The 24900-nt window shown below is 44.6% G+C and carries 24 protein-coding genes; 22 read left to right on the top strand and 2 right to left on the bottom strand.

The window, feature by feature from the left end; genetic code table 11:
* Positions 1-44 precede the first annotated feature (44 nt).
* Together galU and VCHENC03_RS02920 are read right to left on the bottom strand one after the other, a co-directional pair.
* Positions 45-917, bottom strand: coding sequence for a UTP--glucose-1-phosphate uridylyltransferase GalU (galU, locus tag VCHENC03_RS02915; protein ID WP_009707668.1), 873 nt, complete (start codon positions 915-917; stop codon positions 45-47).
* 162 nt (positions 918-1079) lie between these two features.
* Positions 1080-1724 (bottom strand): LuxR C-terminal-related transcriptional regulator, encoded by a 645-nt coding sequence (locus tag VCHENC03_RS02920; RefSeq protein ID WP_009707667.1) that lies wholly within the window; start codon positions 1722-1724, stop codon positions 1080-1082.
* 293 nt (positions 1725-2017) lie between these two features.
* Between VCHENC03_RS02920 and VCHENC03_RS02925 the strand changes: the two genes are divergently transcribed.
* The 22 genes from VCHENC03_RS02925 to VCHENC03_RS03030 all read left to right on the top strand — a co-directional run bounded on the left by VCHENC03_RS02925 (position 2018) and on the right by VCHENC03_RS03030 (position 24884).
* Positions 2018-2560 carry a single-stranded DNA-binding protein gene (locus VCHENC03_RS02925; RefSeq protein WP_009707666.1) on the top strand — a complete coding sequence of 181 codons (543 nt, stop codon included), beginning with the start codon at positions 2018-2020 and terminating at the stop codon, positions 2558-2560.
* 247 nt (positions 2561-2807) lie between these two features.
* A complete protein-coding gene (csrD, locus tag VCHENC03_RS02930; protein WP_032803065.1) occupies positions 2808-4817 on the top strand; it encodes an RNase E specificity factor CsrD in 2010 nt (669 codons plus the stop codon).
* An 11-nt stretch (positions 4818-4828) separates the two neighbouring features.
* Positions 4829-6277 (top strand): MSHA biogenesis protein MshI, encoded by a 1449-nt coding sequence (locus tag VCHENC03_RS02935; protein WP_009707664.1) that lies wholly within the window; start codon positions 4829-4831, stop codon positions 6275-6277.
* The gene (gspM, locus tag VCHENC03_RS02940) at positions 6274-6924 is read left to right on the top strand and encodes a type II secretion system protein GspM (RefSeq protein ID WP_009707663.1); all 651 of its coding nucleotides are present in this window, start codon (positions 6274-6276) and stop codon (positions 6922-6924) included. Before VCHENC03_RS02935 ends, gspM begins: the two co-directional genes overlap by 4 nt.
* Positions 6917-7246: a hypothetical protein gene (locus tag VCHENC03_RS02945; protein WP_009707662.1), complete on the top strand. Its 330-nt coding sequence runs from the start codon at positions 6917-6919 to the stop codon at positions 7244-7246. Before gspM ends, VCHENC03_RS02945 begins: the two co-directional genes overlap by 8 nt.
* A 20-nt stretch (positions 7247-7266) precedes the next feature.
* Positions 7267-8901 (top strand): pilus (MSHA type) biogenesis protein MshL, encoded by a 1635-nt coding sequence (gene mshL, locus VCHENC03_RS02950; protein WP_032803064.1) that lies wholly within the window; start codon positions 7267-7269, stop codon positions 8899-8901.
* A 43-nt stretch (positions 8902-8944) separates the two neighbouring features.
* On the top strand, positions 8945-9790 hold the full coding sequence (locus VCHENC03_RS02955) for an ExeA family protein (protein WP_032803062.1): 846 nt from the start codon (positions 8945-8947) through the stop codon (positions 9788-9790).
* Positions 9775-10872: a tetratricopeptide repeat protein gene (locus VCHENC03_RS02960; protein WP_032803060.1), complete on the top strand. Its 1098-nt coding sequence runs from the start codon at positions 9775-9777 to the stop codon at positions 10870-10872. Before VCHENC03_RS02955 ends, VCHENC03_RS02960 begins: the two co-directional genes overlap by 16 nt.
* Positions 10869-12593 (top strand): GspE/PulE family protein, encoded by a 1725-nt coding sequence (locus VCHENC03_RS02965; RefSeq protein WP_009707658.1) that lies wholly within the window; start codon positions 10869-10871, stop codon positions 12591-12593. Before VCHENC03_RS02960 ends, VCHENC03_RS02965 begins: the two co-directional genes overlap by 4 nt.
* Positions 12594-12601: 8 nt before the next feature.
* Positions 12602-13825 (top strand): type II secretion system F family protein, encoded by a 1224-nt coding sequence (locus VCHENC03_RS02970; RefSeq protein WP_009707657.1) that lies wholly within the window; start codon positions 12602-12604, stop codon positions 13823-13825.
* A 4-nt stretch (positions 13826-13829) separates the two neighbouring features.
* Positions 13830-14291, top strand: coding sequence for a hypothetical protein (locus VCHENC03_RS02975; protein ID WP_009707656.1), 462 nt, complete (start codon positions 13830-13832; stop codon positions 14289-14291).
* 289 nt (positions 14292-14580) lie between these two features.
* Entirely contained in the window at positions 14581-15087 is a 507-nt protein-coding gene (locus VCHENC03_RS02980; protein WP_009707654.1) for a type II secretion system protein, read from the top strand.
* 66 nt (positions 15088-15153) lie between these two features.
* Positions 15154-15384: a pilus assembly FimT family protein gene (locus VCHENC03_RS02985; protein WP_009707653.1), complete on the top strand. Its 231-nt coding sequence runs from the start codon at positions 15154-15156 to the stop codon at positions 15382-15384.
* A 119-nt stretch (positions 15385-15503) separates the two neighbouring features.
* Positions 15504-15989: a type II secretion system protein gene (locus tag VCHENC03_RS02990; protein ID WP_032803059.1), complete on the top strand. Its 486-nt coding sequence runs from the start codon at positions 15504-15506 to the stop codon at positions 15987-15989.
* Positions 15986-16552: a type IV pilus modification PilV family protein gene (locus tag VCHENC03_RS02995; protein ID WP_032803069.1), complete on the top strand. Its 567-nt coding sequence runs from the start codon at positions 15986-15988 to the stop codon at positions 16550-16552. The genes VCHENC03_RS02990 and VCHENC03_RS02995 overlap by 4 nt, the downstream gene beginning before the upstream one ends.
* Positions 16552-17265: a PilW family protein gene (locus VCHENC03_RS03000; RefSeq protein ID WP_009707650.1), complete on the top strand. Its 714-nt coding sequence runs from the start codon at positions 16552-16554 to the stop codon at positions 17263-17265. Before VCHENC03_RS02995 ends, VCHENC03_RS03000 begins: the two co-directional genes overlap by 1 nt.
* The gene (locus tag VCHENC03_RS03005; protein ID WP_009707649.1) at positions 17255-17689 is read left to right on the top strand and encodes a hypothetical protein; all 435 of its coding nucleotides are present in this window, start codon (positions 17255-17257) and stop codon (positions 17687-17689) included. Before VCHENC03_RS03000 ends, VCHENC03_RS03005 begins: the two co-directional genes overlap by 11 nt.
* A 6-nt stretch (positions 17690-17695) precedes the next feature.
* Complete coding sequence (locus tag VCHENC03_RS03010) at positions 17696-21598, top strand: DUF6701 domain-containing protein (RefSeq protein WP_009707648.1); 3903 nt, start codon at positions 17696-17698, stop codon at positions 21596-21598.
* Positions 21599-21750: 152 nt separating this feature from the next.
* Positions 21751-22794: a rod shape-determining protein gene (locus VCHENC03_RS03015; RefSeq protein ID WP_005381144.1), complete on the top strand. Its 1044-nt coding sequence runs from the start codon at positions 21751-21753 to the stop codon at positions 22792-22794.
* A gap of 147 nt (positions 22795-22941) precedes the next feature.
* Positions 22942-23832: a rod shape-determining protein MreC gene (mreC, locus tag VCHENC03_RS03020; RefSeq protein WP_009707647.1), complete on the top strand. Its 891-nt coding sequence runs from the start codon at positions 22942-22944 to the stop codon at positions 23830-23832.
* Entirely contained in the window at positions 23822-24310 is a 489-nt protein-coding gene (mreD, locus tag VCHENC03_RS03025) for a rod shape-determining protein MreD (protein WP_020195896.1), read from the top strand. Before mreC ends, mreD begins: the two co-directional genes overlap by 11 nt.
* 4 nt (positions 24311-24314) lie before the next feature.
* Entirely contained in the window at positions 24315-24884 is a 570-nt protein-coding gene (locus VCHENC03_RS03030) for a Maf family protein (RefSeq protein WP_009707646.1), read from the top strand.
* Positions 24885-24900 lie beyond the last annotated feature (16 nt).

The raw sequence follows: 24900 nt of genomic DNA, 5'->3' as shown, positions 1-24900 counted from the left end.
GCCCAGCATTAAGCTGGGCTTTCTCATTAATCAGTTTGAGTTGGTTACGCTTCTTTCTTCGTAGCGTGTTTGCCTAGCTCAGACTTCTTTTCGTCTTTTAGGTATAGGTTTTCAAAGCAGTAGTTTGTTGCTTCGATGTAGCCTTCAACGCTACCACAGTCGAAACGCTGACCTTTGAATTTGTATGCCAATACACAGCCTGCTTTTGCTTGTTTTAGCAGAGCGTCGGTGATTTGGATTTCGCCGCCTTTACCTGGTTCCGTGTTTTCGATCAGCTCAAAAATATCTGGAGTCAGGATGTAACGACCAATGATCGCTAGGTTGCTTGGCGCCGTGCCTTGCTCTGGTTTCTCAACCATGTCGTCTACACGGTAGATGTCATCTTTGATCATCTCACCAGAGATTACGCCGTATTTATGGGTTTCTTCTTCAGGAACTTCTTGAACAGCAACGATTGAACAACGGAACTGTTTGAAGAGCGCTACCATTTGAGCCAGTACGCCTTCTTGCTCATTCACGCAAAGGTCATCAGCCAGTACCACAGCAAATGGTTCGTCACCTACAAGTTCACGACCAGTTAGGATTGCGTGACCTAGACCTTTCATTTCGCGTTGGCGGATGTAGGTGAAGTTTGCAGAGTCAATGATTTCACGGATATCAACCAACAGTTCTTCTTTGTTTGTTCCGCTGATTTGGTGCTCCAATTCGTAGTTTTTATCGAAGTGGTCCATGATTGAGTGCTTACCACGGCCAGTCACGATACACATGCCGTTCATGCCAGCTTGGATCGCCTCTTCTACACCGTATTCAATCAGTGGCTTGTTCACTACAGGCATCATCTCTTTAGGCATAGACTTGGTCGCAGGGAGGAAGCGCGTACCATAACCCGCTGCAGGGAACAGACATTTTTTAATCATCGGGGGAATATCCTTTCTTATTTTTTAATCAAGAATCTGGGTATCACTTTAACACGAGAGATGCAGATGAATCATGAATTAAGTAGGAAAAAATCTGAGAATCAGAGCCTAAAGAAGCATGAGCAACTAATGTCTTTGTGAATTTGTGTCGCGCATCTAGTTTTATGACATCAGATTTTGGTCAGCCCAAGCAATGGCTTGTACGCGATTTTTTACCGAGAGCTTCTTAAAAATTTGATACAGGTGGGACTTGATGGTGAACTCACTAACGAATAACTCTTCCGCCATTTGATTGTTCGATGCCCCCGCTTGAAGGCAGCGTAAGACTTGCAGCTCACGAATGGTCAAATCGACGGTGGCTGGCGCCGTGTGGGTACTGATGACATTACGATAATAATGCAGGAGTTGACTAGTCACATTACGAGGTAACCAGTTCTGACCGTTTACGATCTCTTTTAAACCCTCCCCAATTTGTTCTAAAGAACTATCTTGGTAGAAAATGCCTTTCAATTGCCCAAATGTCAGCAATTCATCCGTAGTCAAACGTTTAGGCACATTGAATACCACGGTTTCAAAATTTTTCCAGATCAACGGCAGATTTTTGATCGATTGAACCAGTTCTTTGTGTTCACTAAAGTCGATCAACAAGATTTTATTGCGGTGTTTCGGGTTGGCTTCCATCAAAGCTTGAGTCGAAATGACAGGGATGTTGATGTCAGTGTATTTTTCCAGAGCTTCGACCTTTTTCGCTGCACCATCTTCCATGCTGATCAGAAAAAGTTTTCTCGCATAAGCCGATTTTTTCACGCGCCTTAATCTCCTTGAGTAAAGTTTCTTGAGTTCGAAAACGCGGATACGTTGGCATCAATTATCACTCAGAGCTATAGGAAGGGAGGAGAAATGCGTTGAGATTCAAAGGTTCGCGAAACGATGTCTGCAAAACGAATCAAAAATGCTACGCCTAGAGGTTGAAGTGAGATTTCGATTCCACCAACTGTTGTCACAGAAGACAATGGGGATTAGGCTTTAATCAAAACATCAAAGCGTGTATTCTTATGCGCTAAAATTTTATATAGATCCAGAGTGAAACGGAGCACATCATGGCCAGCCGTGGAATTAACAAAGTTATTTTGGTGGGGAATCTAGGTAACGACCCTGAAATTCGTTACATGCCTAATGGCGGTGCAGTAGCAAACATCACAATTGCAACTTCTGAGTCATGGCGTGACAAAGGGACTGGCGAACAGCGTGAGAAAACAGAATGGCACCGTGTTGTGTTATTCGGCAAACTTGCTGAAGTAGCAGGTGAGTACCTACGTAAAGGTTCTCAAGTTTACGTTGAAGGCCAGCTTCAAACTCGTAAATGGCAAGACCAAAGTGGTCAAGATCGTTACTCAACAGAAGTTGTTGTTCAAGGCTTCAATGGCGTAATGCAAATGCTTGGTGGTCGTGCTCAAGGTGGCGCACCTATGGGCGGTGGTCAGCCACAACAGCAACAACAACAAGGTGGTTGGGGTCAGCCTCAACAGCCAGCTCAGCAGCAGCAATACAATGCTCCTCAGCAACAACAACAGGCTCCGCAGCAACCACAGCAGCAATACAACGAGCCACCAATGGACTTCGACGACGATATCCCGTTCTAAGTCGATTCAGTATTGAGTTTAAAAGGCCGCGAATTTCGCGGCTTTTTTATTATCTTCGCGCCTATATCGTGGGCTCAATCATTTCAATTTGTAATTAAAAGACAGTAACGCTCAAATATCGAATGATGTTTTGTTTCTTTCCGCCTCAGCTTCTCACATTCACACGAATGCGATTGTTTACTGAACGCTTATCAAGTATAAATATTTCAACAAGGTATATGATGAATAGAAAAGGAATTTGGTATTCATGAGGTATACCCCAACTCTTAAGCTAAGCACGCGGCTGGTGGCCTTTGTCACCATGATCGTTATTTGCGCAATGTTTATCTTGTTTGTCGGTGGCACCCTCTCTTTCAAACGACTAGGACAAGAGTATCTCAACCATTATTTGGAAGGGATCGTAGAAGTTGTTGATAAGGAGATGGAGGATCCTGACGCAGCGTATTCGATGCAACGTTGGATGCCAAAGATGCTGCAAGCAAGCAACATTGTTGAAATGACGCTCTCAACCAACAATGCAGTGGTTTATCGCTTCAAAGATACTTCCCATAAGATGGATAATTCCGTTTTGTTTGAGCACGAGTATCAGCTCAATCATAACCAAGATTACACCATCTATTTCAAAGCCATTCCTCCGTATCTAGGCTACGGCTATTCGATGCAAGCACTTTGGTCGATCACGTTAGCGGTCATTTTGATCATTTTCTGTTTAATGCGCGGTGTTAAATGGCTCAAAGAACAGCTAGCAGGATCGGAAATGCTTGAAGAGCGAGGGCGCATGATCCTCGCTGGTCGAGTCGAACAATACGCCAAAGGTGATGAGCGAGAATGGCCATATACAGCCAGTGAAGCGCTAGATGTATTGATCGAAGAGCTTCAAGATGCGCGCCAAGAGCGTAGCCGCTTTGATACCTTTATTCGTACTCAAACCTTTCTTGATAAGCTCACCGGTACTGCAAATCGTGTGCTGTTTGATAGCAAGCTTGAGTCTGCTTTGTTGGAAAGTGGTGCTCGTGGTTCAGTGATGCTGATTCGTATCCAAGATTGGAAGTCTGTCGAAGAAGAGCAAGATAAACAAACTTGTGATGAGTTTATTGTTGAAGTGGGCAGTTTGCTTTCAAACTTAGTTCAGCGTTATCCCGATGTTGTGTTCTCACGCTACTACAATGCTGATTTTGCCCTGTTCTTACCTCATCAAGCGGCAAAAGATGTCGCAAACTTGGCGTCTCAATGTATTCGTCAATTAGAAAAGCTTCATCCTCCTTATCCTCTCGATTCTGACAACTGGTGTCATATCGGTATCACCATGTACAAAGAGGGCGAACGTCATAGCCAAATCATTGATGAAGCTGAAACCGCATTGCGTAGTGCTCAGTTACAGAATAATAACAACTGGAGTCGTTTTAAGAAGTGGAACCACGACGAAGAAGCTCGCGGTAGTGTGAGATGGCGTACGCTATTTGATTCAGCACTCACATCTGAAAATGTGATACTCTACGCACAATCGGCCTATTCAATAAGTGATGTGGCGCATAAAAAACCATTACATGAAGAGTTAACATGTCGGGTTCGCGATCCGGAAAATGGCATTGTTAAAGCGTCTCGCTTTATTTCTGCTGTTCGACAAGTTGGCTATGAAGCACAAATGGATCGTGCTGTTGTTCATAAATTCTTAAAAGATTTTAAACATAGCTTTGATAGTTCCAAGTGTTATGTCGTTAATCTGCATGTTGTGCCTTTTGGCCATCGAGAATACTTCAAATGGTTCCGTGATGAACTCTTACAGTTGTCACGTGAGCAAAGAAAGTGTCTCATTTTTGAGTTTGTGGAAGCACAATTTGTAAGACACTTAGACTTTATGCGACCAGTCGCTAAAATGCTGGCCGGTTTAGAATGTCACGTCATGATTGGGCAAGCGGGACGCACGATCGTTAGTACCCATTATTTAAAAGAAGTAGACATTCGTTACCTTAAGCTTCATCGCAGCTTGGTAACAAAAATCGATCAGAGACATGAGAACCAGCTGTTTGTTCGCAGTATGTTGGGTGCGGCCGCAAACAGTAAAACAAAAATAATAGCAGTGGGAATTGAGAATAAGCACGAATTGAACACCCTGAATGAATTAGGGGTTCATGGCGGGCAGGGACGTTATTTCTCTCCAGAAGAGCAGTATCTACCTAGATCCAAACCAACGGTCATTTCTCAATCTGAATCTCAAGTAAAATTGGGACGCAGAAATCGCTGGCGAAAAAAATAAAGATAATAATCATGGATTTTAAAGCAGTACTCGATAAGCTCAAGCGGTCATCGGTTGGTGGCCGTACGTGCTTTTTGGTCATTCAGCCAGACGCAGTTTATTTATCATCACCAACGAAAAGCAGTCGACCATCTAAATTTGAGATCACAGAATCAAATTGGGAACGAGCTTGTGAGCAAGCACTCAGTGTTGCTGCCAGTTCTTACGACTCGTTGGCAGTTGTGCTTTCTCACAACTATTACCAGATGTATCAGATCGACAAGCCAGCGATGCCGCGCAATGAGTGGCCGTCGGCGTTGCCGTTTCTGTTAAAAGAACTTATTTCTGAACGTGCTATCGACATTATTGCCGATGCCGCAGAGTTACCTAACTCAAATAAAGTTCAAGCTTATGTGCTTTCGCGCAAAATCCTCGACAAGATAGTACTGCTTGCAAACCGAGTTCAATTAACGCTTGAAGCAATCATTCCCGAGGATGATATCTGGGGGGATACCTCTGGTGAGTTAGGCAACTTCCTACTTCTACAACGCAGTGCGCGCGGTCACTTCCGTATCAGTGCGTTTGTCGAACATACCATTGCTTTCCACCGTTCTATTCGTAGCGTCACGCCACCATTAACAGGTGTACCTTCAAGTGACTTACAAATGGACAGTTTGTCACTGGAACTGCAACGATCGATAGATTATCTCTCTTCTCAATTACGTCATGTTCAATTGCACCAGCTTAAGGTTTGTTGTGATGATGAAGATGAAAAAGAATTGGTAGAGTCGCTTAACTATCGTTTAAGCACCAAAGTTTCGCCATTGCTAGCAGAAGAGCATGAGCTATCAGGTCATGTATTGGCGGATACTGCATTAGCAACATCAAGTGCTCGACGTGTCAATCTCTACCCTGATTTTCTAAAGCCGAAGAAGAACCTGCTGACGTTAAAAAACGTCGCTATCTCTTGGGGTATCGCTGCCGCGCTGATTTTCTTGTCTTACGGTTATGTCACTTGGCAGAGCCAAGGCGTTGAGGATGAAATCGCGATTGTTAAAAGTCGTGGCGATATCATGAAATCAGAGCTGACACGCCAGCAAGCTAAGTTGCGTAAACACCAGCCGGATACCAACAAGTTGGCGGCGAAAGCACGTTTAGAGCGTGAGGTGAAAGCAAAACGTGACTCACTGAAAGCGGTCGGCAAATATGACGATTCCCAACGCACTGGTTACTCGGGCGTGATGCAATCACTTGCCAAACTTGGCAGCAATAACATTTCTTTGTCTGAAATTCGTATCGACAATACGACTTTAGATCTCAAAGGCTTGGCTCGTTCGCCAAGTGCAGTTCCAAATTGGGTGAGTCAGTTTAAGAATGAAATAAGCCTTGTGGGACGTACTTTTGATGATGTGAAGATCGGTCGTAACGAAGACAACATTGTGACCTTTGAATTGAAGACGCGTGGAGACAAAGAGAAATGAACGAATTCTGGTCCTCGTTAGAAGAGCGCTTCGATGAGATGAGCGCACGAGAAAAGGTATTGATTGCCTTGTGTGGTCTTGTCACTGTCGTAATGCTGCTGTTTACCTTGGTGTTAGAGCCGAAACTGAATGAAGTTACCAGCAATGACAAACAGCTACGTAACTTAAAACAGACCAATCAACAGACTGAAATCGAGATCTTACGCATCCAAGCGCAATTAAAGAAAGATCCGAACGCTGAGATTGATCAGGCTATTTCTCAATTGCTGACCGAAAGTCAGCACCTATCGATGCAGCTTTCTGAAATTATTGAACACTTGATTACGCCTTCTCAAATGGCGAGCTTATTAGAAAGTGTATTGGAGCAGCAAAGCGGTATTCATTTATTGTCACTTCAGACATTGCCTGCGGAGCCGATAACGGAAGATAAAGAAGCGTCGCAATACTCAGGTTACTACGTGCACCCAGTTCGTATGGAACTTACCGGTGACTACTTTGCAATTGCTAATTACCTAACAAAACTTGAAAGCTTGCCTGCAAGTTATTACTGGCGAAGCTTCAGCTACAAAGTTGAAGATTATCCAAAAGCAAAACTTGTATTGGAAGTCTACACCCTAGGTTCACGAGAGGAGTTTATTGGTGGTTAAGAAACTCATTATCTCATTGGCGCTTGTTTCTATTGCAGGCAGCTGTTGGGCGAACCAAGATCCAACTGCGCCGCTGGGCTGGACGAAACCAGCTACCGAGCAAGCAAAGCCAAAAGCGAAACAATATCGTCTGCCAACCCTTAATAGCATTGTTTGCAAGCCAAACACGCCCTGTGTAGCGATTTTGAACGACCGTATTGTTGAGCCTGGGGCAAAACTTAATGGCTACCGAGTAGCTAGCATCAACAGTGAATTTGTAACTTTAAAGCGTGGTAACCGTCAGTGGAAACTAGAGCTTTTTGGTTTAAACGTAAAAAAATAATAATCAGAGCCTGATCAGATATGCGCAAATTAGTTGTAGGAATTGTGATTGCTTCCTTAATGGGTTGTTCTATGGGTCACCGCGATCCAGTAGAAGTGAAGCAAGCACTGAATGAATCTATCAATGAAGCAAACAGTCGTGCCCTAGAAGACATTCCTTCTTCAGTGGAAGCCGATCTAATGCCAAACCTAGACGCCAACATGTCGTCTCAACAAGGAACATTGAAGCGTTTTAGAATCCAAGCCAACGCGGTTGAGGCGCGTAGCTTTTTCGCTTCTTTGGTTAAAGGCACCGAATACAGCGTGGCGATCCACCCTGCGGTACAAGGCAATATCACCGTAAACCTTTCTGATGTGACGCTGGATGAAGTGCTGAATGTTGTGCAAAACATGTACGGCTATGACGTCGTGAAGTCGGGTAAGGTAATTCAAATCTACCCAGCTGGTATGCGTACTGTAACAATCCCTGTGGATTACCTTCAGTTCAAACGTTCTGGTCGCTCGCTAACAAGCATCGTAACCGGCTCTGTAACCTCAGCAGGTACATCAAACTCAGGTAGCAGCTCTGACGATTCTGATTCTTCAGATTCAAGTAACAACAATGGTGATAGCTCAACAACCTCAACGGGCGGCACTCGCATTGAAACCCTCACTGAAAGCGACTTTTGGCCAATGCTACAGCAAGCAGTAGCTAACCTAATTGGCTCTGGTAAAGGCCAAAGCGTTGTTGTGACTCCACAAGCTGGCGTGATCACAGTACGTGCTTTCCCTGATGAAATTCGCGAAGTTCGTGAGTTCCTTGGTGTATCGCAAAAGCGTATGCAGCGCCAAGTGATTTTAGAAGCGAAAATCTTGGAAGTGACGTTGAGCGATGGCTATCAACAGGGTATCAATTGGTCAAACATGTCAGCCTCAATTGGTAACTCTGGTAGCGTTGTCGTGGATAGAAACCCAGTAACTCTGCCTTTGGATGCGATTGGTTCATTGTTAGGCGGGCAGACTAACGTGACGTTTTCTGATGGTAACTTTGAAGCCGTGATGAACTTCATGGCTACGCAAGGTGATTTGAACGTACTATCAAGCCCGCGTATTACCGCAGCAAACAACCAGAAGTCCGTGATTAAAGTGGGTACTGATGAGTACTTTGTCACTGAGTTGTCGAGCAATGCAGGTAATGGTGAGAACTCAAATGCCGTTCCTGAAGTTGAGTTGACGCCTTTCTTCTCTGGTATTTCTTTAGACGTTACTCCGCAAATCGACGACAAAGGTAATGTGTTCTTGCACGTTCACCCTGCAGTAATTGAAGTCGAAGAAGAGATTAAGAAGCTAAATCTTGGTGGTGACTTCGATAACGTTCAACTTCCACTAGCTAAAAGCTCAATTCGTGAATCAGACTCTGTGATTCGTGCAAAAGACGGTGATGTCGTTGTGATTGGCGGCTTGATGAAGCAACAAAACCTAGAGCAGGTATCGAAGGTTCCTTTCTTAGGTGATGTACCTGCGCTTGGTAACTTATTCCGTAACATCAATAACGTAACGCAAAAAACTGAACTGGTTATTCTGCTTAAGCCAACCGTTGTTGGCGTGAACACATGGCAGAAAGAGCTAGAGCGTTCACGTGACTTGTTGCAAGAGTGGTTCCCTGACGCTGAGTAATCGGTGTTAGAACTGTCGTTAAACGTGGTTTTGTGATTCGACTATGTACTTGTCGCATTTTGGATTTCGAGTTCAACCTTTCTCACTGACCCCTAATACAGAAATGTTTCTGGGGTTAGTGCCTCACTACGAGGCCATTCAAACCATTATGGCTGCAGTCAAAATGGGGGAAGGAGTGATTAAAGTGACCGGAGAGGTTGGCACGGGCAAAACTATGGTTTGTCGTAAGTTGATCGAGCAAATCGAATCTGAAGTTGAACTTGTTTACTTACCTAACCCTGTTCTAAATGGTGAGCAGTTACAGTTTGCGGTCGCTCGTGAGTTGGGTATTGAAGATAGCGATCCGCTCAAGGTGGTTTCGCTGATCCAAGAGCGTTTAATTCAAATTCATGCGGTAGGTAAAAAGACCGTACTGATTGTCGATGAAGCACAGGCATTGTTATCAGAAGCTCTGGAAACGCTGCGCTTATTCGGCAATTTGGAAACGGAACAAGACAAGCTGATTCAACTGGTCTTGTTTGGTCAGCCTGAATTGGATGAGCGACTTGGCACTCATGAATTAAGACAGTTCCGTCAGCGAATTACGTTTAGTTGCCAGCTTCGTCCTCTCTCGATTGAAGAGGGTGTCGCCTATATCAACAACCGTTTAGACAAAGCAGGAAATGGGGCGCATATCTTCTCTATAGAGCAGAAAAAAGCCATTTGGCGTTCGGCGATGGGTATCCCGAGATTGATCAACCAAATCAGCCATAAAGCCTTGCTGACGGCGTTTAATGACCGTTGCACCTTATTAAAGAATCAACACGTTTACGTTGCAATGCATGACACCTTCGATGCGCGTAAACCTAAGTTTAAAACTCCCAAATTTTGGGGATGGAGTCAGCCTTGAGTGCCATCAATAAAGCATTATCAGAACTTGCTGAAAAAGAATCGCCTTCTGCACTAACGAAAGCAGAGATTCCAAGTATCACACGAAGCAAACCGTGGCTGTGGCTAGTGGGTGGCTTCTCATTGAGCCTTGCTGTCGGAGGCTGGGCAGTCTCTCAAGGTCCGGCACCGATGGAAGACATCACATCTTCATCGAACATTTCAATGAATACCGTCAGCGTTGAGACCTCGCCAATCATGGCAGTGAATCACTCACCGACCAGTAAAGTGACTCCTCAGTTAGATAATGTGGTTTACACGCAAAGAATTGAGAAACCAAAGGTAACGGTTGAGCTGCCTGTGGCGAAGTCCACTCTGCAAGCAGACCAACTCACTGTTAACGCAGCAGTGAACCAATCAGCAGAACAACCTATGTTGTTGGCGAGTGTGAATCAAAATGTGAATACCTCGTCGAATGTGTCACAAGATAGCTCAATGCGTATTGAGCAAGTTGAACTTACGCACCAGCAGTTAGCAGAAAAAGCATTAGCGCGTGCAGATAAAGCCATGGATGCGAATGATATGAAGACGGCTTTGTCTGCATTCGATGAAGCACTTCGCTACCAACCAACGAATTTAGAAGCTCGTCAGAAGTTAGCGGCGCTGTACTTTGGAAAAGGGGATACGCGCAAAGCTTATGAGATCTTACAGTCGGGCATCGCTCTAGACACCAATAACCAAAGCTTGCGCCTTGCGCTATCAAAACTGTTGATGAAAGCGGATCAAGCTGAAGCAGCGTTAAGCCCACTCGTACATTTACCGCCAGCCCCGAGTCGTGAATATTTAGCTATGCGTGCCGCGTTGGCTCAAAAGCAAAAGCAAAATGAAATTGCACTGGAAAGCTACCAGTTATTGACTCAGCGTGAACCTGAGAATGCGCGCTGGTGGCTTGGCTTGGCCATTCAACAAGAGCGAGCATTAGCTTTCACTCCGGCGATCGCTTCTTATAAGCAAGCGCTGGGCAAAGTCGGTATTTCAAATCAATCTCAGGCATTTATTCGTGATCGCTTGAATATCTTAAAACAACTGGAGAGTGCGCAATGAAAATTCAGTTGAGAAAACGCTTAGGCGATCTGTTAATTGAAGAAGGTATTGTTTCTGAAGATCAAGTTCAGCAGGCGCTGAATGCTCAGCACAGTACTGGTCAAAAGTTGGGTGATGCGCTGATTGATCTTGGTTTTATCAGTGAAAAGCAGATGCTTGAGTTCTTGTCCCAACAGTTGAGCTTGCCCTTAATTGATTTGAGCCGTGCTCCTGTTGATGCCGATGCGGTGCAAATTCTTCCAGAAGTACACGCGCGTCGTTTACGTGCAATGGTTGTGGCTCGTAATGGTGACACATTACGCGTTGCGATGAGTGATCCGGCGGACTTGTTTATTCAAGAGTCGTTGATGAACCTTCTTGGTCAATACGACTTAGAGTTCATCATTGCACCAGAACGCCAGTTAGTAGAGAGTTTTGACCGTTATTACCGTAGAACCAAAGAGATCGCTTCGTTTGCAGAGCAGCTTCAAGCAGAGCATCAAGACGTTGAAGGCTTCGATTACGGCATTGATGAAGGTGACAGCGAAGAAGTTACCGTTGTTAAACTGGTTAACTCCATGTTTGAAGATGCGGTGCAAGTCGGCGCGTCGGATATTCATATCGAGCCAGATGATAAAGTGCTGCGTTTGCGTCAACGTGTCGATGGCGTCCTTCATGAGACACTTCTAAACGAGGTGAACATTGCCTCAGCGTTAGTATTGCGTCTGAAGCTGATGGCGCATCTCGATATCTCTGAAAAGCGCTTACCTCAAGATGGTCGATTCAATATCAAAGTTCGTGGTCAATCTATCGATATTCGTATGTCGACGTTGCCAACGCAATACGGTGAATCGGTAGTAATGCGTTTGCTAAACCAATCTTCTGGTTTGCGTAAGCTTGAAGATTCTGGTTTGCCGCCTGAGCTACTTGCTCGTCTTCGTCGTCAGCTTTCTCGCCCACACGGAATGATCTTAGTTACTGGTCCAACAGGCTCAGGTAAAACCACCACACTTTATGGTGCGTTGAGTGAATTAAACGAACCGGGCAAGAAGATCATCACCGCAGAAGATCCGGTGGAATACCGCTTACCGCGTATTACTCAGGTGCAGATCAACAGCAAGATTGATCTAACGTTTTCTCGCGTGCTACGTACCTTCCTACGCCAAGACCCAGACATCATCCTTATTGGTGAGATGCGTGACCAAGAAACGGTTGAAATTGGCCTTCGTGCCGCACTGACTGGTCACTTGGTATTGAGTACTTTGCACACCAACGATGCGGTAGACAGTGCGCTGCGAATGATTGATATGGGCGCTCCTGGTTATTTGGTAGCAAGTGCTGTTCGTGCGGTTGTGGCTCAGCGTCTTGTTCGCCGTGTCTGTCCAGATTGTAAAACCACCGATGTGCTCGATGAGGCTCGTCAGCAGTGGCTTGCTGGGCGCTTCCCTAATCAAGTAGGGCAAACTTTCCATAAAGGTGCTGGTTGCCAAAACTGTAACCTAACAGGTTATCGCGGCCGAGTTGGTGTGTTTGAAATGCTTGAGCTTGAACATGAGATGATGGACAAGCTACGCGCGAATGATGCTGTGGGCTTTGCTCAAGCGGCGCGCCGCTCAGAAAATTACAAGCCGCTATTGGCTTCTGCGATGGAACTTGCGTTGCAAGGTACTGTGAGTTTGGACGAAGTCATGACCCTTGGTGAGGGTGATGCTTCTGGTAAAACCGACCCAATTTTCATGTAGGTAAGTGAATGCCAACTTTTCGTTATCAAGGCCGCACCTTAGACGGCTCATCAACTAGTGGTAAAGTCGATGCGGTGAATTCCGAAGCGGCAGCGGAAGCATTGATGAATAAGGGGATCATTCCTCTAAACCTGCGATTAGAAAAAGAAGCGGTTAAAAGCAAAGTCAGTTTATCCAAGTTACTTGTGCCTGCGATTCCGCTTGAAGTGATTATCTTGTTCTCACGTCAGCTATTTAGTTTGACCAAAGCGGGCGTGCCATTATTGCGCTCCATGCGTGGTCTGCTGCAAAACTGTGAGAACAAACAGCTCAAAGAAGCTTTAGAGGATGTGGTAGCTGAGTTGAGTAACGGTCGCGGCCTTTCCTCCGCGATGCAACCGCATACCAAAGTGTTTAGCCCGTTGTTCGTTTCGATGATCAACGTGGGTGAAAACACGGGTCGCCTAGACCAAGCCTTGCTGCAGCTAGCAAACTACTACGAACAAGAACTGGAAACGCGTAAGCGCATCAAAGCAGCCATGCGCTATCCAACTTTTGTAATCGTGTTTATCACCATCGCGATGTTTATTTTGAATATTCTGGTTATCCCAGAGTTTGCATCCATGTTCACACGCTTTGGTGTCGAGTTACCGCTGCCTACCAGAATTCTGATCGCGACGTCGAACTTCTTTGTGAATTACTGGGGCTTACTGATCGCCGCAATCATTGGTGCGTTTGTTATTTTCAGATCTTGGGTGGCTACCGCAGATGGTCGAGAGAAGTTCGACAAACTGCGTTTAAGACTGCCTATCGTCGGCGATATCGTGAACCGTGCTCAGCTTTCTCGTTTCTCAAGAACGTTTTCGTTGATGTTGAAGTCCGGTGTGCCGCTCAACCAATCATTAGCTTTAGCTGGTGAAGCGTTAGGTAATAAGTTCTTAGAGAACCGAATCCTAGAAATGAAAGCGGCGATTGAAGCGGGCAGTACCATTTCAGTTACGGCAATCAACAGTAAGATATTTACGCCTCTGGTTATTCAGATGATTGCGGTGGGTGAAGAAACTGGTCGTATCGATGAACTGCTATTGGAAGTTTCGGACTTCTATGACCGTGAAGTCGATTACGATTTGAAAACCCTAACCGCACGAATAGAACCGTTACTTTTGGTCATTGTTGCAGGCATGGTTATGGTGTTGGCTCTCGGTATCTTCCTGCCAATGTGGGGGATGCTGGACATCATCAAAGGCGGCTAACGGCGTGGTCGAAAATCAAAGTCGAGCGACACTGATTCTAGCGGGTGTCGTCGGTATTATTGTGCTGGCAGCATTTATGCAAAAGTTGAAACCGATAGAGCAAGAAGCGCAAGAAACAGGAGCGAAACTTGCTAAGGTTTGGATGCAAGACAGCGTGCAAAGGTACCACCAAGCGTGGCTCGTTCATGGAGAGCCTAAGTTGCTGTTAATGGATGGTTTTGAGCTTAATATGACGGAAGGGGGCTTAGTGTCGCCTTTCAGAACGAGCGGTGTGCTTGATTGTGACTATTGGCTGACGGTCCACTACCCGCAACGTAAAATTATGGCGAGCGAGTTGTTAGAAATTCGTGGAGCAATTAAAAGTAATAGTTATACATGTGACTATACTTATGAAAATGGACAGAGAGTTGTTGTTATATCAGACGCTAATTACCTGAAAATAGACGTCGAAATGTCGACGGAGTGAATTTTTTGACACTTAAGTACTATAAATAGGAATGAAAGTCGGTATAATGCAAACATTACCATAAGCAAAAGGTTGTAATAAAAAGTAAACCAAACATGGGATATCTTTTTTGCACGGCTTTAACTTAATAATGGCGAATCGTCATTCTGCTCAAGCGGTAGAAAAAGGGCTCAATGGATAAACCTTGGTTTATTGTTGAGATGCCACACCGTTTTGACATTATCCAAAATGGTCGCATGACCGATAAACTTTGCAGTCACTCTGCATGCTTACATAGAGAGAGTAAACAATGAAAAGACAAGGTGGTTTCACCCTTATCGAATTGGTAGTGGTAATTGTAATCCTAGGTATTCTAGCGGTAACTGCAGCACCACGTTTCCTTAACCTGCAATCAGACGCTCGTGAATCTGCACTCCAAGGTCTAAAAGGTGCGATTGATGGGGCATCTGGTATTGTTTTTGGTAAAGCTGCAATTGAAGGTAAAGAATCTAAGGGCATTGATGCACTAGATAACGGCATCACAACTTCATTTGGTTACCCTCAATCGGAAAAGGCTGGCCTTGTTGATGCTGTTTCAGGTCTAAATGAAGATTGGGCATGGGCGGCAACTGCTGCTACATCAAGTGCTCAAGGTACATTGGTTGCTACGTTCCCTGTAGGAGAACTAGTTGCTGGCGAAAACTCGGGTAAAGCGGCTGACATTGAAGCTACAAAGTGTTTTGTAAAATATACTACAGCGGCTGATAATGATGTTGGTAATGAAGCTTCTACAGTAATTACATCTGACGACTGTTAATACTCAACAAAGGCCAGCTAGTCTGGCCTTTATCTCTTTATTTTGATTAATCTCGGAATAGTACATATGCGTAAATCATCGGGTCTTAGTGCAATAGAGTTTGTGGTTGTGCTGATTATCTTAGGTATTATCGGTTATGTGGTATTACCAAGATTTATCAGCTTCGAGCCAGAAACTTATGAAGCAAAGTGGGAGCAAACCAAGCAAACCGCTGAGCATGTTTCTGAGACGCTAAGCAACAAAGAAACTTACGATCGAATTGAAGAAGAATTGGAGCGCTCAAAAGGGGAGAAATAACCTTTCGTTAGTTATTTGTACACCAGCTCACAGTTCGAATTTAAAACTTATAAACCTATCATTATTCTCATAATTTCATCGTATACTTACTTCGCTTGTCCTAAGCCTAAGGTTGGGTTATGAAAATTCGCAGCTCTACATTAGGGTTTACATTAATGGAGCTGATCCTAGTGATCGTCCTCTTTTCCATTCTTTCTATCTACGCTGCTAGTCGATTTATGGGCAAGGGCAGTGTTTCAGCATTTGCACTTCAAGAGCAGGCTATTTCAGTGATTCGCCAAGTTCAGGTGAATCGCATGCAATCAAACACCTCAACCACGGATAACAATTTCCAATTGCAAGTTTCCTCTAGTTGTATCGGCTCGGTTGCGGCTTGTTCGCTGAGTGGCAATGCGAAAGAGGCTCGTAGTGATTTAGTTGAAGATGACTCTGCAACTTTCAGTTTAACTGGAACAACAAGCCCGATTAGCTTCGATTTGCTGGGGAATCCATTGAATGTCGCTTCCGGTGGCGTGTCTATTCTTATCCGTGATGTAAACGGTCAAAGCCAATGTCGAGTACAGATTAATTCTCAAGGCTATGTCTCTGAGGGTTCATGCTCATGAGAAAGCAACTCGGTATGACCTTAGCTGAAATGATCATTGCTATTGTCCTGATGGGCATTGCGATGGTGGCATTTACCTCCTTCCTTGTGCCTCAAATTCGTGACTCTGCGATGCCACACTATCAAACCCGAGCAACTGCGCTTGGGCAAAGCTTTATGTCGCAAATTTTAGCGCGTGGTTTTGATGAGAATAGCGACTTTGATGGCGGCCTATTGCGCTGTGATGAGAACTCGACTTCCTGCACCCTACCGGCCAATCTTGGTCCTGACTCTGGTGAGTCTATCCCTGAAAACTTCAACGATGTAGATGATTACATCGGTTGTTGGAGTACACCAACTACGGCTGGTCAATGCCAAGGGACGAACCGTGGCAATATCTCAGATATTTTGGGCACAAGTAGTGAAGACAAGTACAGGAACTTCCGAGTTGAAGTTGGCGTGGCATATGACAATCTGACTGCAACACCACCGACAGGAATCACTAACTATAAAAAAGTCACGATTACGATTTTTGCTAGTAACACTCAACCTCTGACACTAACAGCAATAAGAGGTAACTACTGATGAAAATTCGTGGTTTCACCTTAATGGAAATGATCGTCACCATCGTAATTGGTAGCCTCATCATGCTTGGTATTGCGGGTTACGTGCAATTAGGCATGAAGGGGTACGCAGACACGATTGACCGCCAACGAATGCAAACGCAAGCGCAGTTTGTGCTAGAGAAAATGTCGCGAGAAATTCGTCACGCAGTCCCAAACAGCTTTCATGTACCTGCCGGATCAAATAATTGTTTGGAATTTATGCCGATCGAATATTCTGGTTTTTACACGCTGACGAATAACAACTTAGAGTTTCTGTTGGGCAATGACTCTACATTGGATCCTATTCCAGCAAATCGTTGGATGGTGATCAATCCAAGTCGCTATGAAGATTTGCAATCTGCCTCTCCTCAGAGTTTGGCGGTTGGTAATCTAGCGAAAACTGGTGATGTCTTTGTTGTCAGTGATGCAGCCAGTACGATTGGTGGTACTTCCATTTCTAGCCGTCATTACATCTATCAAGATAACTCTGAAGTACGTTACTGCTTCGACAATGGTCAAATCACGCGTAATGACATTACGGTCGCGGACAGTGTAGATACTTCCGTTAGCGATATGCATTACCTTGAGCCAACACTTCAACGTGGCGGTATCGTGCATATCAACTTAGAGTTCACTCAAAACGGGGAGCGTAGTGTTTACCAACAAGACGTGCAGGTGCTCAATGTTCCGTAAAAAAGCTCAGCAAGGTAATGTCCTGATCGTCGTATTGTTCGTCATCATTGTGATGGGCTATCTAGCTGCATCTTTAATGAAGGTGAGTTGGTCAAACCAAAGCACGTTAACCAGAGAATTCTTAGGAACTAAAGCTTGGTTTATTGCGCAATCTGCCAATGAGTGGGCACTAACTCAGCTTTATCCTTTAAACGACACTACTCCAGATGTGGCCGATTTTTGTGCCAATACGGTAAGTGGTGCTACACCAAATGTTACACAAGGCACTGGTTGCCAATTAAGTGCTATGACATGTTCAAACATTGGTACCTTTAATGCGGGTACCTCTGAAGCTGAATCTCTATTTAGGGTGCAAGCCACAGCAATTTGTGGTTCCGGGGTTGCACAAGTACAGCGACAACAAGAGATTTGGGTTAGGGAGTAAATAATAATGAGAAAAATAATAACGTTAATACTTGCTAAAGTACTTTTGCTTTCTTCTTTTGCGAGTTTTGCTGCTGTCAATAACAACCCTCAGTTTGAATTCGGCACAATCCCTGCTGAAGACTGTCAGGTATTAAACAATGAGCGAGGTGTCACTTGTGATATCAAGTTCCAAAATACTTACGACGAAGAACCGTTAGTCTTTGTGATGTCGACGATTGACGCCTCAATGTCGAACTTTTCTCAAAAGAAAACAGAATACCCGTCAGATTTACGAGTGTGGTCAAAGTCAAAAACTCAGGCCACAGTGAAGCAGTTGTTTCCACCTCATAGCGCCGCCTGTAAACGTTTGAGATATAACTCAAGCAAGAAAAAGTGGCAATGTACAAACAATAACAACCAAGGTGAAAGAGTTACTTTTGTTGACGCGCCAATGGAAGACATTGATTACCTAGTTATTGAACCTGGCGTGATTAAGTTTGACGGCGATGCAATGATCGTAGCAGGTAAGGTAAGCTCTAACCTTACTTATTCGAATATCGGTGGTTCAACGTATCGAAGCAAAGACGTTAAATTTCGCAATTATGGTCTTAACACGCAGTTTGCTTCCGCTCCTGGAGTTTTGGTTCAACTCCAAACCAAAAATAACTACAAAGATAATCAACCTCTTTGGTTAAGTTCTATTGCTTTGAATCCGACCACACAAGGCTTTTCACTAATCCTTGACCGTTCAGAAGTAACAAAGAACGCTGAGTTAAAACACTCGGAAGAAGTTGGTTTTGTTGCGGGTTTAGGGCAGGGTTTCGTAAATGGCCGTAAATTTTGGTTAGGTGATGGTTCAACAAGAAACACTCTAGGGGACTTGGATGATAACGTCATCAAACCAATCACAGAAGGGTGTTTGCAGGTTAGTGACTTTCCTGTTTCTGGATTTAAGTCGGCACCTGTGTTGCTTGCGTCTAAAAGAACTCGTAATGGTAACAATGGTGGTTGGTTACGTCGTTGTTCTGTAACGAAAACAGGCGTCGCACTGATCAATGAAGAAGATATGCAAAAAGACTCGGAACGTGGTCACGTTGTCGAGCCATTCTCCTATTTCCTTTTTGATAAACCTCCAGTTGATGGGGTTTGTGAACTTTTCCCTTCGCCAGCTCAAACATGGGATTCAAATAATAATGCCAAGCTTGAGATGAGTAATACTGCTAAAATTTCTGGCGCGCAATTAAGTAACGGTAAGCGTTACGTTGGTTTCCGCCCAGCAGATATTACGATGCATAACCAAGCTAACTGTGATGGTCAAAGCTGTCTGGGTGACTCAGGTTTGAGAGTGAAAAAACAGGAGCTTGAAAGTTTTCGGTCTCCTGATGACCCGAACTTGACTAATGTGAATATATGGCAAGATGAGCGTGAGTTTAGCAATAATGAGGTGATTGGCACCCTAACTGTAGGTAAAGGCAAGGTAACTTTTAAAACAGGTACTTATTGGGTGGGGAGTATCAACTTAAACAATTCAGGAGTCATTGAAATACCTGATGGAGAGAAAGTTACTATCCATACAAAAAGCCTATCGATAAGTAATAACGATAGCCACTTTGGTGAAGTGGGAGACGCTGAGTTAGTTGTGCTTGTACATGGTTCAAGTGATGGGCAGGTTGTACTTAGTCAAAACGCAGTTTTTACAGGTCTACTGTATAGTGAAAAAGATGTTTACCTGAGCAACTCAACGATTGTAAATGGTGCGATCACTGCAAGACGAATTCAGATGAACAACAGCTCACAAATTATAGCGACCGATAACCACTGTTTTACGCCTTCTGACAACTATGAAGTAACGCTATCACCAGCAACACAATATGCGCTGATGTGCGGGACAGAGCAACCTAGCTTTGAAATAGAAACCAAGAATGATGGCTATGCGGAAAGTACAGGGGTTACTGTGCAGGTTTATCCTGATGCCGATAAGTTCTCTGTAGAGGTTGCTGATAGCACAGGTACTGGTACTTACCCAAGCTTTACTACAAGCAATGTGTCTTCGAAGCTTGGTAAGTTGAAGCTACAAGTTACCGTTACAGATCAAAATGGTATTGAGCTTAATGACGAATATACGTTAAAGGTTACGGTGGACAATGATCCATCAAAAACGCAGACGTCTACCTTCAAATTTGTACCATTCAAGTTTGACGTAGATGACCAAACAATCGTAGCTGGTAAAAATTATCAAATAGAAACAAGAGTATTAGCTTGTAGCGATGGCCAGCAAACGGTAGTGAAAAGTTACACGGGCTCACCAAGTGTTCAGTTGGAAATCGAAACACCAGCTGACGGGCGCAGTGACGAGAGCTTATTAACCTATGAGCCTAAATTTATTGACTCAGAGCAAGGCAAGACATCAGATACCTTTAAGCTAATGGAGTCGGGCTTGTACACAATCAAACTCGAAGATGCGAATTTCACGTGTGATCCTCAGTACTCAGATGGGTGTCCAATCGCTCCGGATGAAGAGAAAGGTGAGCAAGAATCAGTGGTTCTCAATGGCTCATTCAGCGTTAAGTCTCGACCATGGAAAATTGCCGCATGTAATATTGTGGCGAAAAATGGTGGAAAAGCTAACCCTGCGACACAAGCTACTGGTGATGGCTTTATTGCCTCTGCTGAAAGCTTTAATGTGACCTATAAACCAGTCGTTCATAGCGACTCACGTGGTAATGCTACCAATGTTTGTGAATACCCACTGACACAAAACTATTTCTCTGATTCAAATACGGCTGCACCACTTGATGCTGAGTTTTCTGTCTTGTATCCATCGGGTGGTGATATCGCCAACTTAGACCCAAGTAAAGGTTCAAGCTTAGACTTTAGTTCGGAAGAAGCTAAAACGGGTAAAACAGTTGAATACGTTTGGGATGAAGTTGGCGCTTTAAACCTTAAAACTAAAGCAACGTATTTGGGAGAGAAACTAGATGAATATGACGTCACCGTTGGTCGTTTCTATCCTAAATATTTTAAGGTTGTGGACAGTTCTTGGACTTACCCTGATGAGCTAAGTTTTGTTTACATGAACCAGCCTTTTGATGGGGTCGAGTTCAGCGTAGAAGCTTTGAATGCTAACAAAGCTGCGATTAAGAACTATGCAGACTTTGTTACAAAAGCGGAATTCAACCTCGATGATATTGACGATTATTCCGCTCGCTTTGATGCGCCCGATTTTGGCGCTGGTGACTGGAGCAACGAATCTGATAAAAGTATCGGAGACTTTTCAATTGGTAATAGTGGTCAGTGTATCGGAAGTGCATGCTGGAACAAAGATATTGGCGGCAATTACCCTGATGGGCCATTTAACTCAAAAATTGGTACTGCAATCTCAGAGATTGGCTTGGTGTACACCAATAATGCAGACCCCGTTGAGTACATTATTGATACTGAAAAAGGCACTAACTCACGCTTAGTCGAACAACCAGATATCCGTTTTGGTCGTGTCGACCTAGATGATGTTGGCGGTAACCAAGGTACGACATTGCGAGTACCACTTCGAGTTGAATACTGGAATGGCAGCCGTTTTATCGCCAACTCTGATGATAGTCAAACTAGTGTACTTGGGGAAACTGAAGATGGCTCTCAGGTACATATTTGGCCTACAGATAATACTGCTAAGGTTGTTTCTCTAGGGGCTGGTGGTCGAGTTAGTTCAGGTTATTCTCGTTCAGTTACTGCAATGGAGGCGGAGTCTTACCGTCAACAAACTCGTGTGTGGCTTCAGCTTGATGGTGTTCTAAATGCAATCCCATGGCTCAAATACGATTGGGACAACGATAATGCCGAAGAAAACCCATCATCGGTCGTCACGTTTGGTATTCACCGTGGTAATGACCGCGTGATTTATCGGGGTGAACCGGGGTTGACCGGACAATAACAAACTTCGGTTTCTTGCGTTAAGTAAGGAAACTGCAAGAAATTGAGGCTTTCTGCTCATGTTTGTGTACCAATGCCTTGCTGTGACAGCGAGGCATTGGTACATTTAGGACAATTTTTGTCTTCTAAATTTTTGCAGGATGAGCGAAGAATATGTTTAAAAAACTTCGTGGCATGTTTTCTAACGACCTATCTATCGATTTAGGTACTGCCAACACTCTAATTTACGTAAAAGGACAGGGCATCGTCCTTGATGAACCTTCTGTAGTTGCTATTCGCCAAGATCGTGTAGGTTCTGCAAAAAGCGTTGCTGCTGTAGGCCATGCGGCAAAACAGATGCTTGGTCGTACTCCAGGCAACATCTCAGCTATCCGTCCAATGAAAGACGGCGTTATCGCTGACTTCTACGTAACAGAAAAAATGCTTCAGCACTTCATTAAGCAAGTGCATGACAACAGCATCCTTAAACCAAGCCCACGTGTATTGGTTTGTGTTCCTTGTGGTTCTACTCAAGTTGAGCGTCGTGCGATTCGAGAATCTGCACTAGGTGCTGGTGCGCGTGAAGTTTACCTAATTGATGAGCCAATGGCGGCGGCAATCGGTGCAGGCCTTCGTGTATCTGAGCCAACAGGTTCAATGGTGGTCGATATCGGTGGTGGTACAACGGAAGTTGCGGTTATCTCACTAAACGGTGTAGTTTACTCTTCTTCTGTACGTATCGGTGGTGACCGCTTTGATGAAGCTGTGATCAACTACGTACGTCGTAACTACGGTAGCTTGATCGGTGAAGCAACGGCTGAAAAGATCAAACACGAAATCGGTTCTGCATACCCTGGTGATGAAGTTCAAGAGATCGAAGTTCGCGGGCGTAACCTTGCAGAAGGTGTACCACGCAGCTTTAGCCTGAACTCAAACGAAATCCTAGAAGCACTGCAAGAGCCACTTTCAGGCATCGTATCTGCAGTGATGGTTGCTCTTGAGCAATGTCCACCAGAGCTAGCGTCTGATATCTCTGAAAACGGTATGGTACTAACAGGTGGTGGTGCACTACTTAAAGACCTAGACCGTCTACTAATGGAAGAAACTGGTATTCCAGTCGTTATCGCTGAAGACCCACTAACGTGTGTGGCTCGTGGCGGCGGTAAAGCTCTAGAAATGATCGACATGCACGGTGGCGATCTATTCTCTGAAGAATAAAATGCAGGGTGGAGTCCACATGGGCTTCACCTTCATTTCCGCTCTATGTAATTTCAATCTGCTCCATACCTAGAATCTCTTCATGTCAGATTCTCTGGTTGCCAAGTAAGGCTCAATAATCATGGTAGCAATCAGGTTAAAAACAAGATGAAACCGATTTTTGGCAGAGGCCCATCTCTGCAATTACGTCTGTTTTTTGCTGTCATCGTGTCGGCGAGCTTGATGCTGGCTGATAACCGTCTAGATACGTTTTCCAACGTCCGATACCTATTGAACAGTATGGTTGCGCCAATTCAATACGCAGCTAATTTGCCTCGTAGCATGTTCGATGGAATGTTCGAGAGTTTAAACACTCGTCAGGCACTGATTGAAGGCAATCGCAGTTTGAAGCGAGAAGTGCTTCGCCTGAAGAGCGAGCTGATCTTGCTCGACCAATATAAAGAAGAAAATCAACGCCTGCGTAAACTGCTCGGCTCTTCATTCGTCCGTGACGAAAAGAAAGTGGTCACAGAAGTGATGGCTGTAGATACCTCGCCGTATCGCCACCAAGTGGTGATTGATAAAGGTCGTATTGATGGTGTTTACGTTGGTCAGCCTGTTATTAACGAGAAAGGTATCGTTGGTCAGGTAACGTTTGTTGCAGCGCACAACGCACGCGTATTGTTGCTAACAGACGCGAAAAACGCGATTCCAGTTCAAGTGATTCGTAACGATATTCGTGTGATCGCTTCCGGTAACGGTGAAGTGGATGAAATCCAACTGGAACACATCCCAACCAGTACAGATATTCAAGTGGGCGACTTGCTAGTGACGTCGGGGCTCGGTGGTATTTACCCTGAAGGCTACCCAGTCGCAACCGTCACGAATGTCGATCATGACACTCGCCAAGAGTTTGCATCGATCAAAGCTGAACCTGTGGTTGAGTTTGATCGCCTGCGCTACTTGCTGTTGATTTGGCCGAATGAAGATCGTCAACACAAAGTACTGCAATCCAATGTCGAAGAAGGTTCAGAGCAAGAGGTAACCGATGGCCAATAGTGTATTTAGAAGCCGAATGGTCATCGGCGTTAGCTTCTTTGTTGCGCTAGTCTTACAAACTATTCCATGGCCGGGCGTGCTCGATTTGCTGCGTCCGTCGTGGCTGTTTCTAGTGGCCTGTTACTGGGTGTTGGCATTGCCTCACCGTGTTAACGTCGGTACCGCTTTGATCTTAGGTTTGTTGTGGGACATATTGATTGGCTCGACGCTCGGGATCCGAGGGATGATGATGTCGATCATTATCTATTTGGTGGCCTTGAATTTCTTGGTGATCCGTAACATGGCGCTTTGGCAACAATCTATCTTGATTGCCTTTTTTACTGTGCTACTGGAACTTCTCATATTCTGTGGGGAATATTTGAACCAAGACGTAGTATTTAATCCATTATCTCTGTGGACAGCGGCAATAAACTGTATACTTTGGCCATGGATGTTTTTACTTATGCGACGCGTCCGTCGCGCATGGCACGTAAGGTAGCGTTGTGAAAAAGGGCTTATCCCTCGTTCTCGCATCGGGTTCTCCGAGAAGAAAAGAGTTGCTTGCTCAATTAGGTTATGACTTTGATATTGTGCTTCCTGATATAGAGGAAGCCAAACAAGATCATGAGCAAGCAAAAGACTATGTTTTGCGTCTCTCTCTGGAAAAAGCTCAAGCAGGCTTAGCGATGGCTAAGCCTGATTCCGTTGTATTGGGCTCAGATACCGTGGTGGTATGCGATAACCACGTGTTAGAAAAACCTAAAAATTTCGAAGATTCAAAACGCATGCTCAGCAATTTGTCCGGTCGTCAGCATCAGGTGATGACTGCGGTGAGCGTCGTATCAAAAGAACAACAACATTCAGTGGTCGTGATCACTGACGTGTGGTTCAAAACACTGACTGAAGAAGAAATAGAACGATACTGGCAGTCAGGCGAACCATGCGATAAAGCTGGAAGTTATGGTATTCAAGGACTCGGTGGGCGTTTCGTCACCCGAATCGAAGGCAGTTATCACGCCGTAGTAGGCTTACCTTTGTTCGAAACCGATCAGCTAATTCAAGAATTTTTATAATTGTTTTGAGGTGTGC

This window comes from Vibrio sp. HENC-03 (genome assembly GCF_000305755.2).
Taxonomy (GTDB): domain Bacteria; phylum Pseudomonadota; class Gammaproteobacteria; order Enterobacterales; family Vibrionaceae; genus Vibrio; species Vibrio owensii.
The sequence above is the reverse complement of the archived record's forward strand: the minus strand, read 5'-3'. Positions and strand labels throughout refer to the sequence as shown.

Excerpts from the sequence above, each read along its gene's own strand:
- galU (WP_009707668.1), bottom strand. The coding sequence starts at position 917 with ATGATTAAAAAATGTCTGTTCCCTGCAGCGGGTTATGGTACGCGCTTC.
- VCHENC03_RS02925 (WP_009707666.1), top strand. The coding sequence starts at position 2,018 with ATGGCCAGCCGTGGAATTAACAAAGTTATTTTGGTGGGGAATCTAGGT.
- csrD (WP_032803065.1), top strand. The coding sequence starts at position 2,808 with ATGAGGTATACCCCAACTCTTAAGCTAAGCACGCGGCTGGTGGCCTTT.
- VCHENC03_RS02935 (WP_009707664.1), top strand. The coding sequence starts at position 4,829 with ATGGATTTTAAAGCAGTACTCGATAAGCTCAAGCGGTCATCGGTTGGT.
- gspM (WP_009707663.1), top strand. The coding sequence starts at position 6,274 with ATGAACGAATTCTGGTCCTCGTTAGAAGAGCGCTTCGATGAGATGAGC.
- mshL (WP_032803064.1), top strand. The coding sequence starts at position 7,267 with ATGCGCAAATTAGTTGTAGGAATTGTGATTGCTTCCTTAATGGGTTGT.
- VCHENC03_RS02955 (WP_032803062.1), top strand. The coding sequence starts at position 8,945 with ATGTACTTGTCGCATTTTGGATTTCGAGTTCAACCTTTCTCACTGACC.
- VCHENC03_RS02960 (WP_032803060.1), top strand. The coding sequence starts at position 9,775 with ATGGAGTCAGCCTTGAGTGCCATCAATAAAGCATTATCAGAACTTGCT.
- VCHENC03_RS02965 (WP_009707658.1), top strand. The coding sequence starts at position 10,869 with ATGAAAATTCAGTTGAGAAAACGCTTAGGCGATCTGTTAATTGAAGAA.
- VCHENC03_RS02970 (WP_009707657.1), top strand. The coding sequence starts at position 12,602 with ATGCCAACTTTTCGTTATCAAGGCCGCACCTTAGACGGCTCATCAACT.
- VCHENC03_RS02980 (WP_009707654.1), top strand. The coding sequence starts at position 14,581 with ATGAAAAGACAAGGTGGTTTCACCCTTATCGAATTGGTAGTGGTAATT.
- VCHENC03_RS02985 (WP_009707653.1), top strand. The coding sequence starts at position 15,154 with ATGCGTAAATCATCGGGTCTTAGTGCAATAGAGTTTGTGGTTGTGCTG.
- VCHENC03_RS02990 (WP_032803059.1), top strand. The coding sequence starts at position 15,504 with ATGAAAATTCGCAGCTCTACATTAGGGTTTACATTAATGGAGCTGATC.
- VCHENC03_RS02995 (WP_032803069.1), top strand. The coding sequence starts at position 15,986 with ATGAGAAAGCAACTCGGTATGACCTTAGCTGAAATGATCATTGCTATT.
- VCHENC03_RS03000 (WP_009707650.1), top strand. The coding sequence starts at position 16,552 with ATGAAAATTCGTGGTTTCACCTTAATGGAAATGATCGTCACCATCGTA.
- VCHENC03_RS03005 (WP_009707649.1), top strand. The coding sequence starts at position 17,255 with ATGTTCCGTAAAAAAGCTCAGCAAGGTAATGTCCTGATCGTCGTATTG.
- VCHENC03_RS03010 (WP_009707648.1), top strand. The coding sequence starts at position 17,696 with ATGAGAAAAATAATAACGTTAATACTTGCTAAAGTACTTTTGCTTTCT.
- VCHENC03_RS03015 (WP_005381144.1), top strand. The coding sequence starts at position 21,751 with ATGTTTAAAAAACTTCGTGGCATGTTTTCTAACGACCTATCTATCGAT.
- mreC (WP_009707647.1), top strand. The coding sequence starts at position 22,942 with ATGAAACCGATTTTTGGCAGAGGCCCATCTCTGCAATTACGTCTGTTT.
- mreD (WP_020195896.1), top strand. The coding sequence starts at position 23,822 with ATGGCCAATAGTGTATTTAGAAGCCGAATGGTCATCGGCGTTAGCTTC.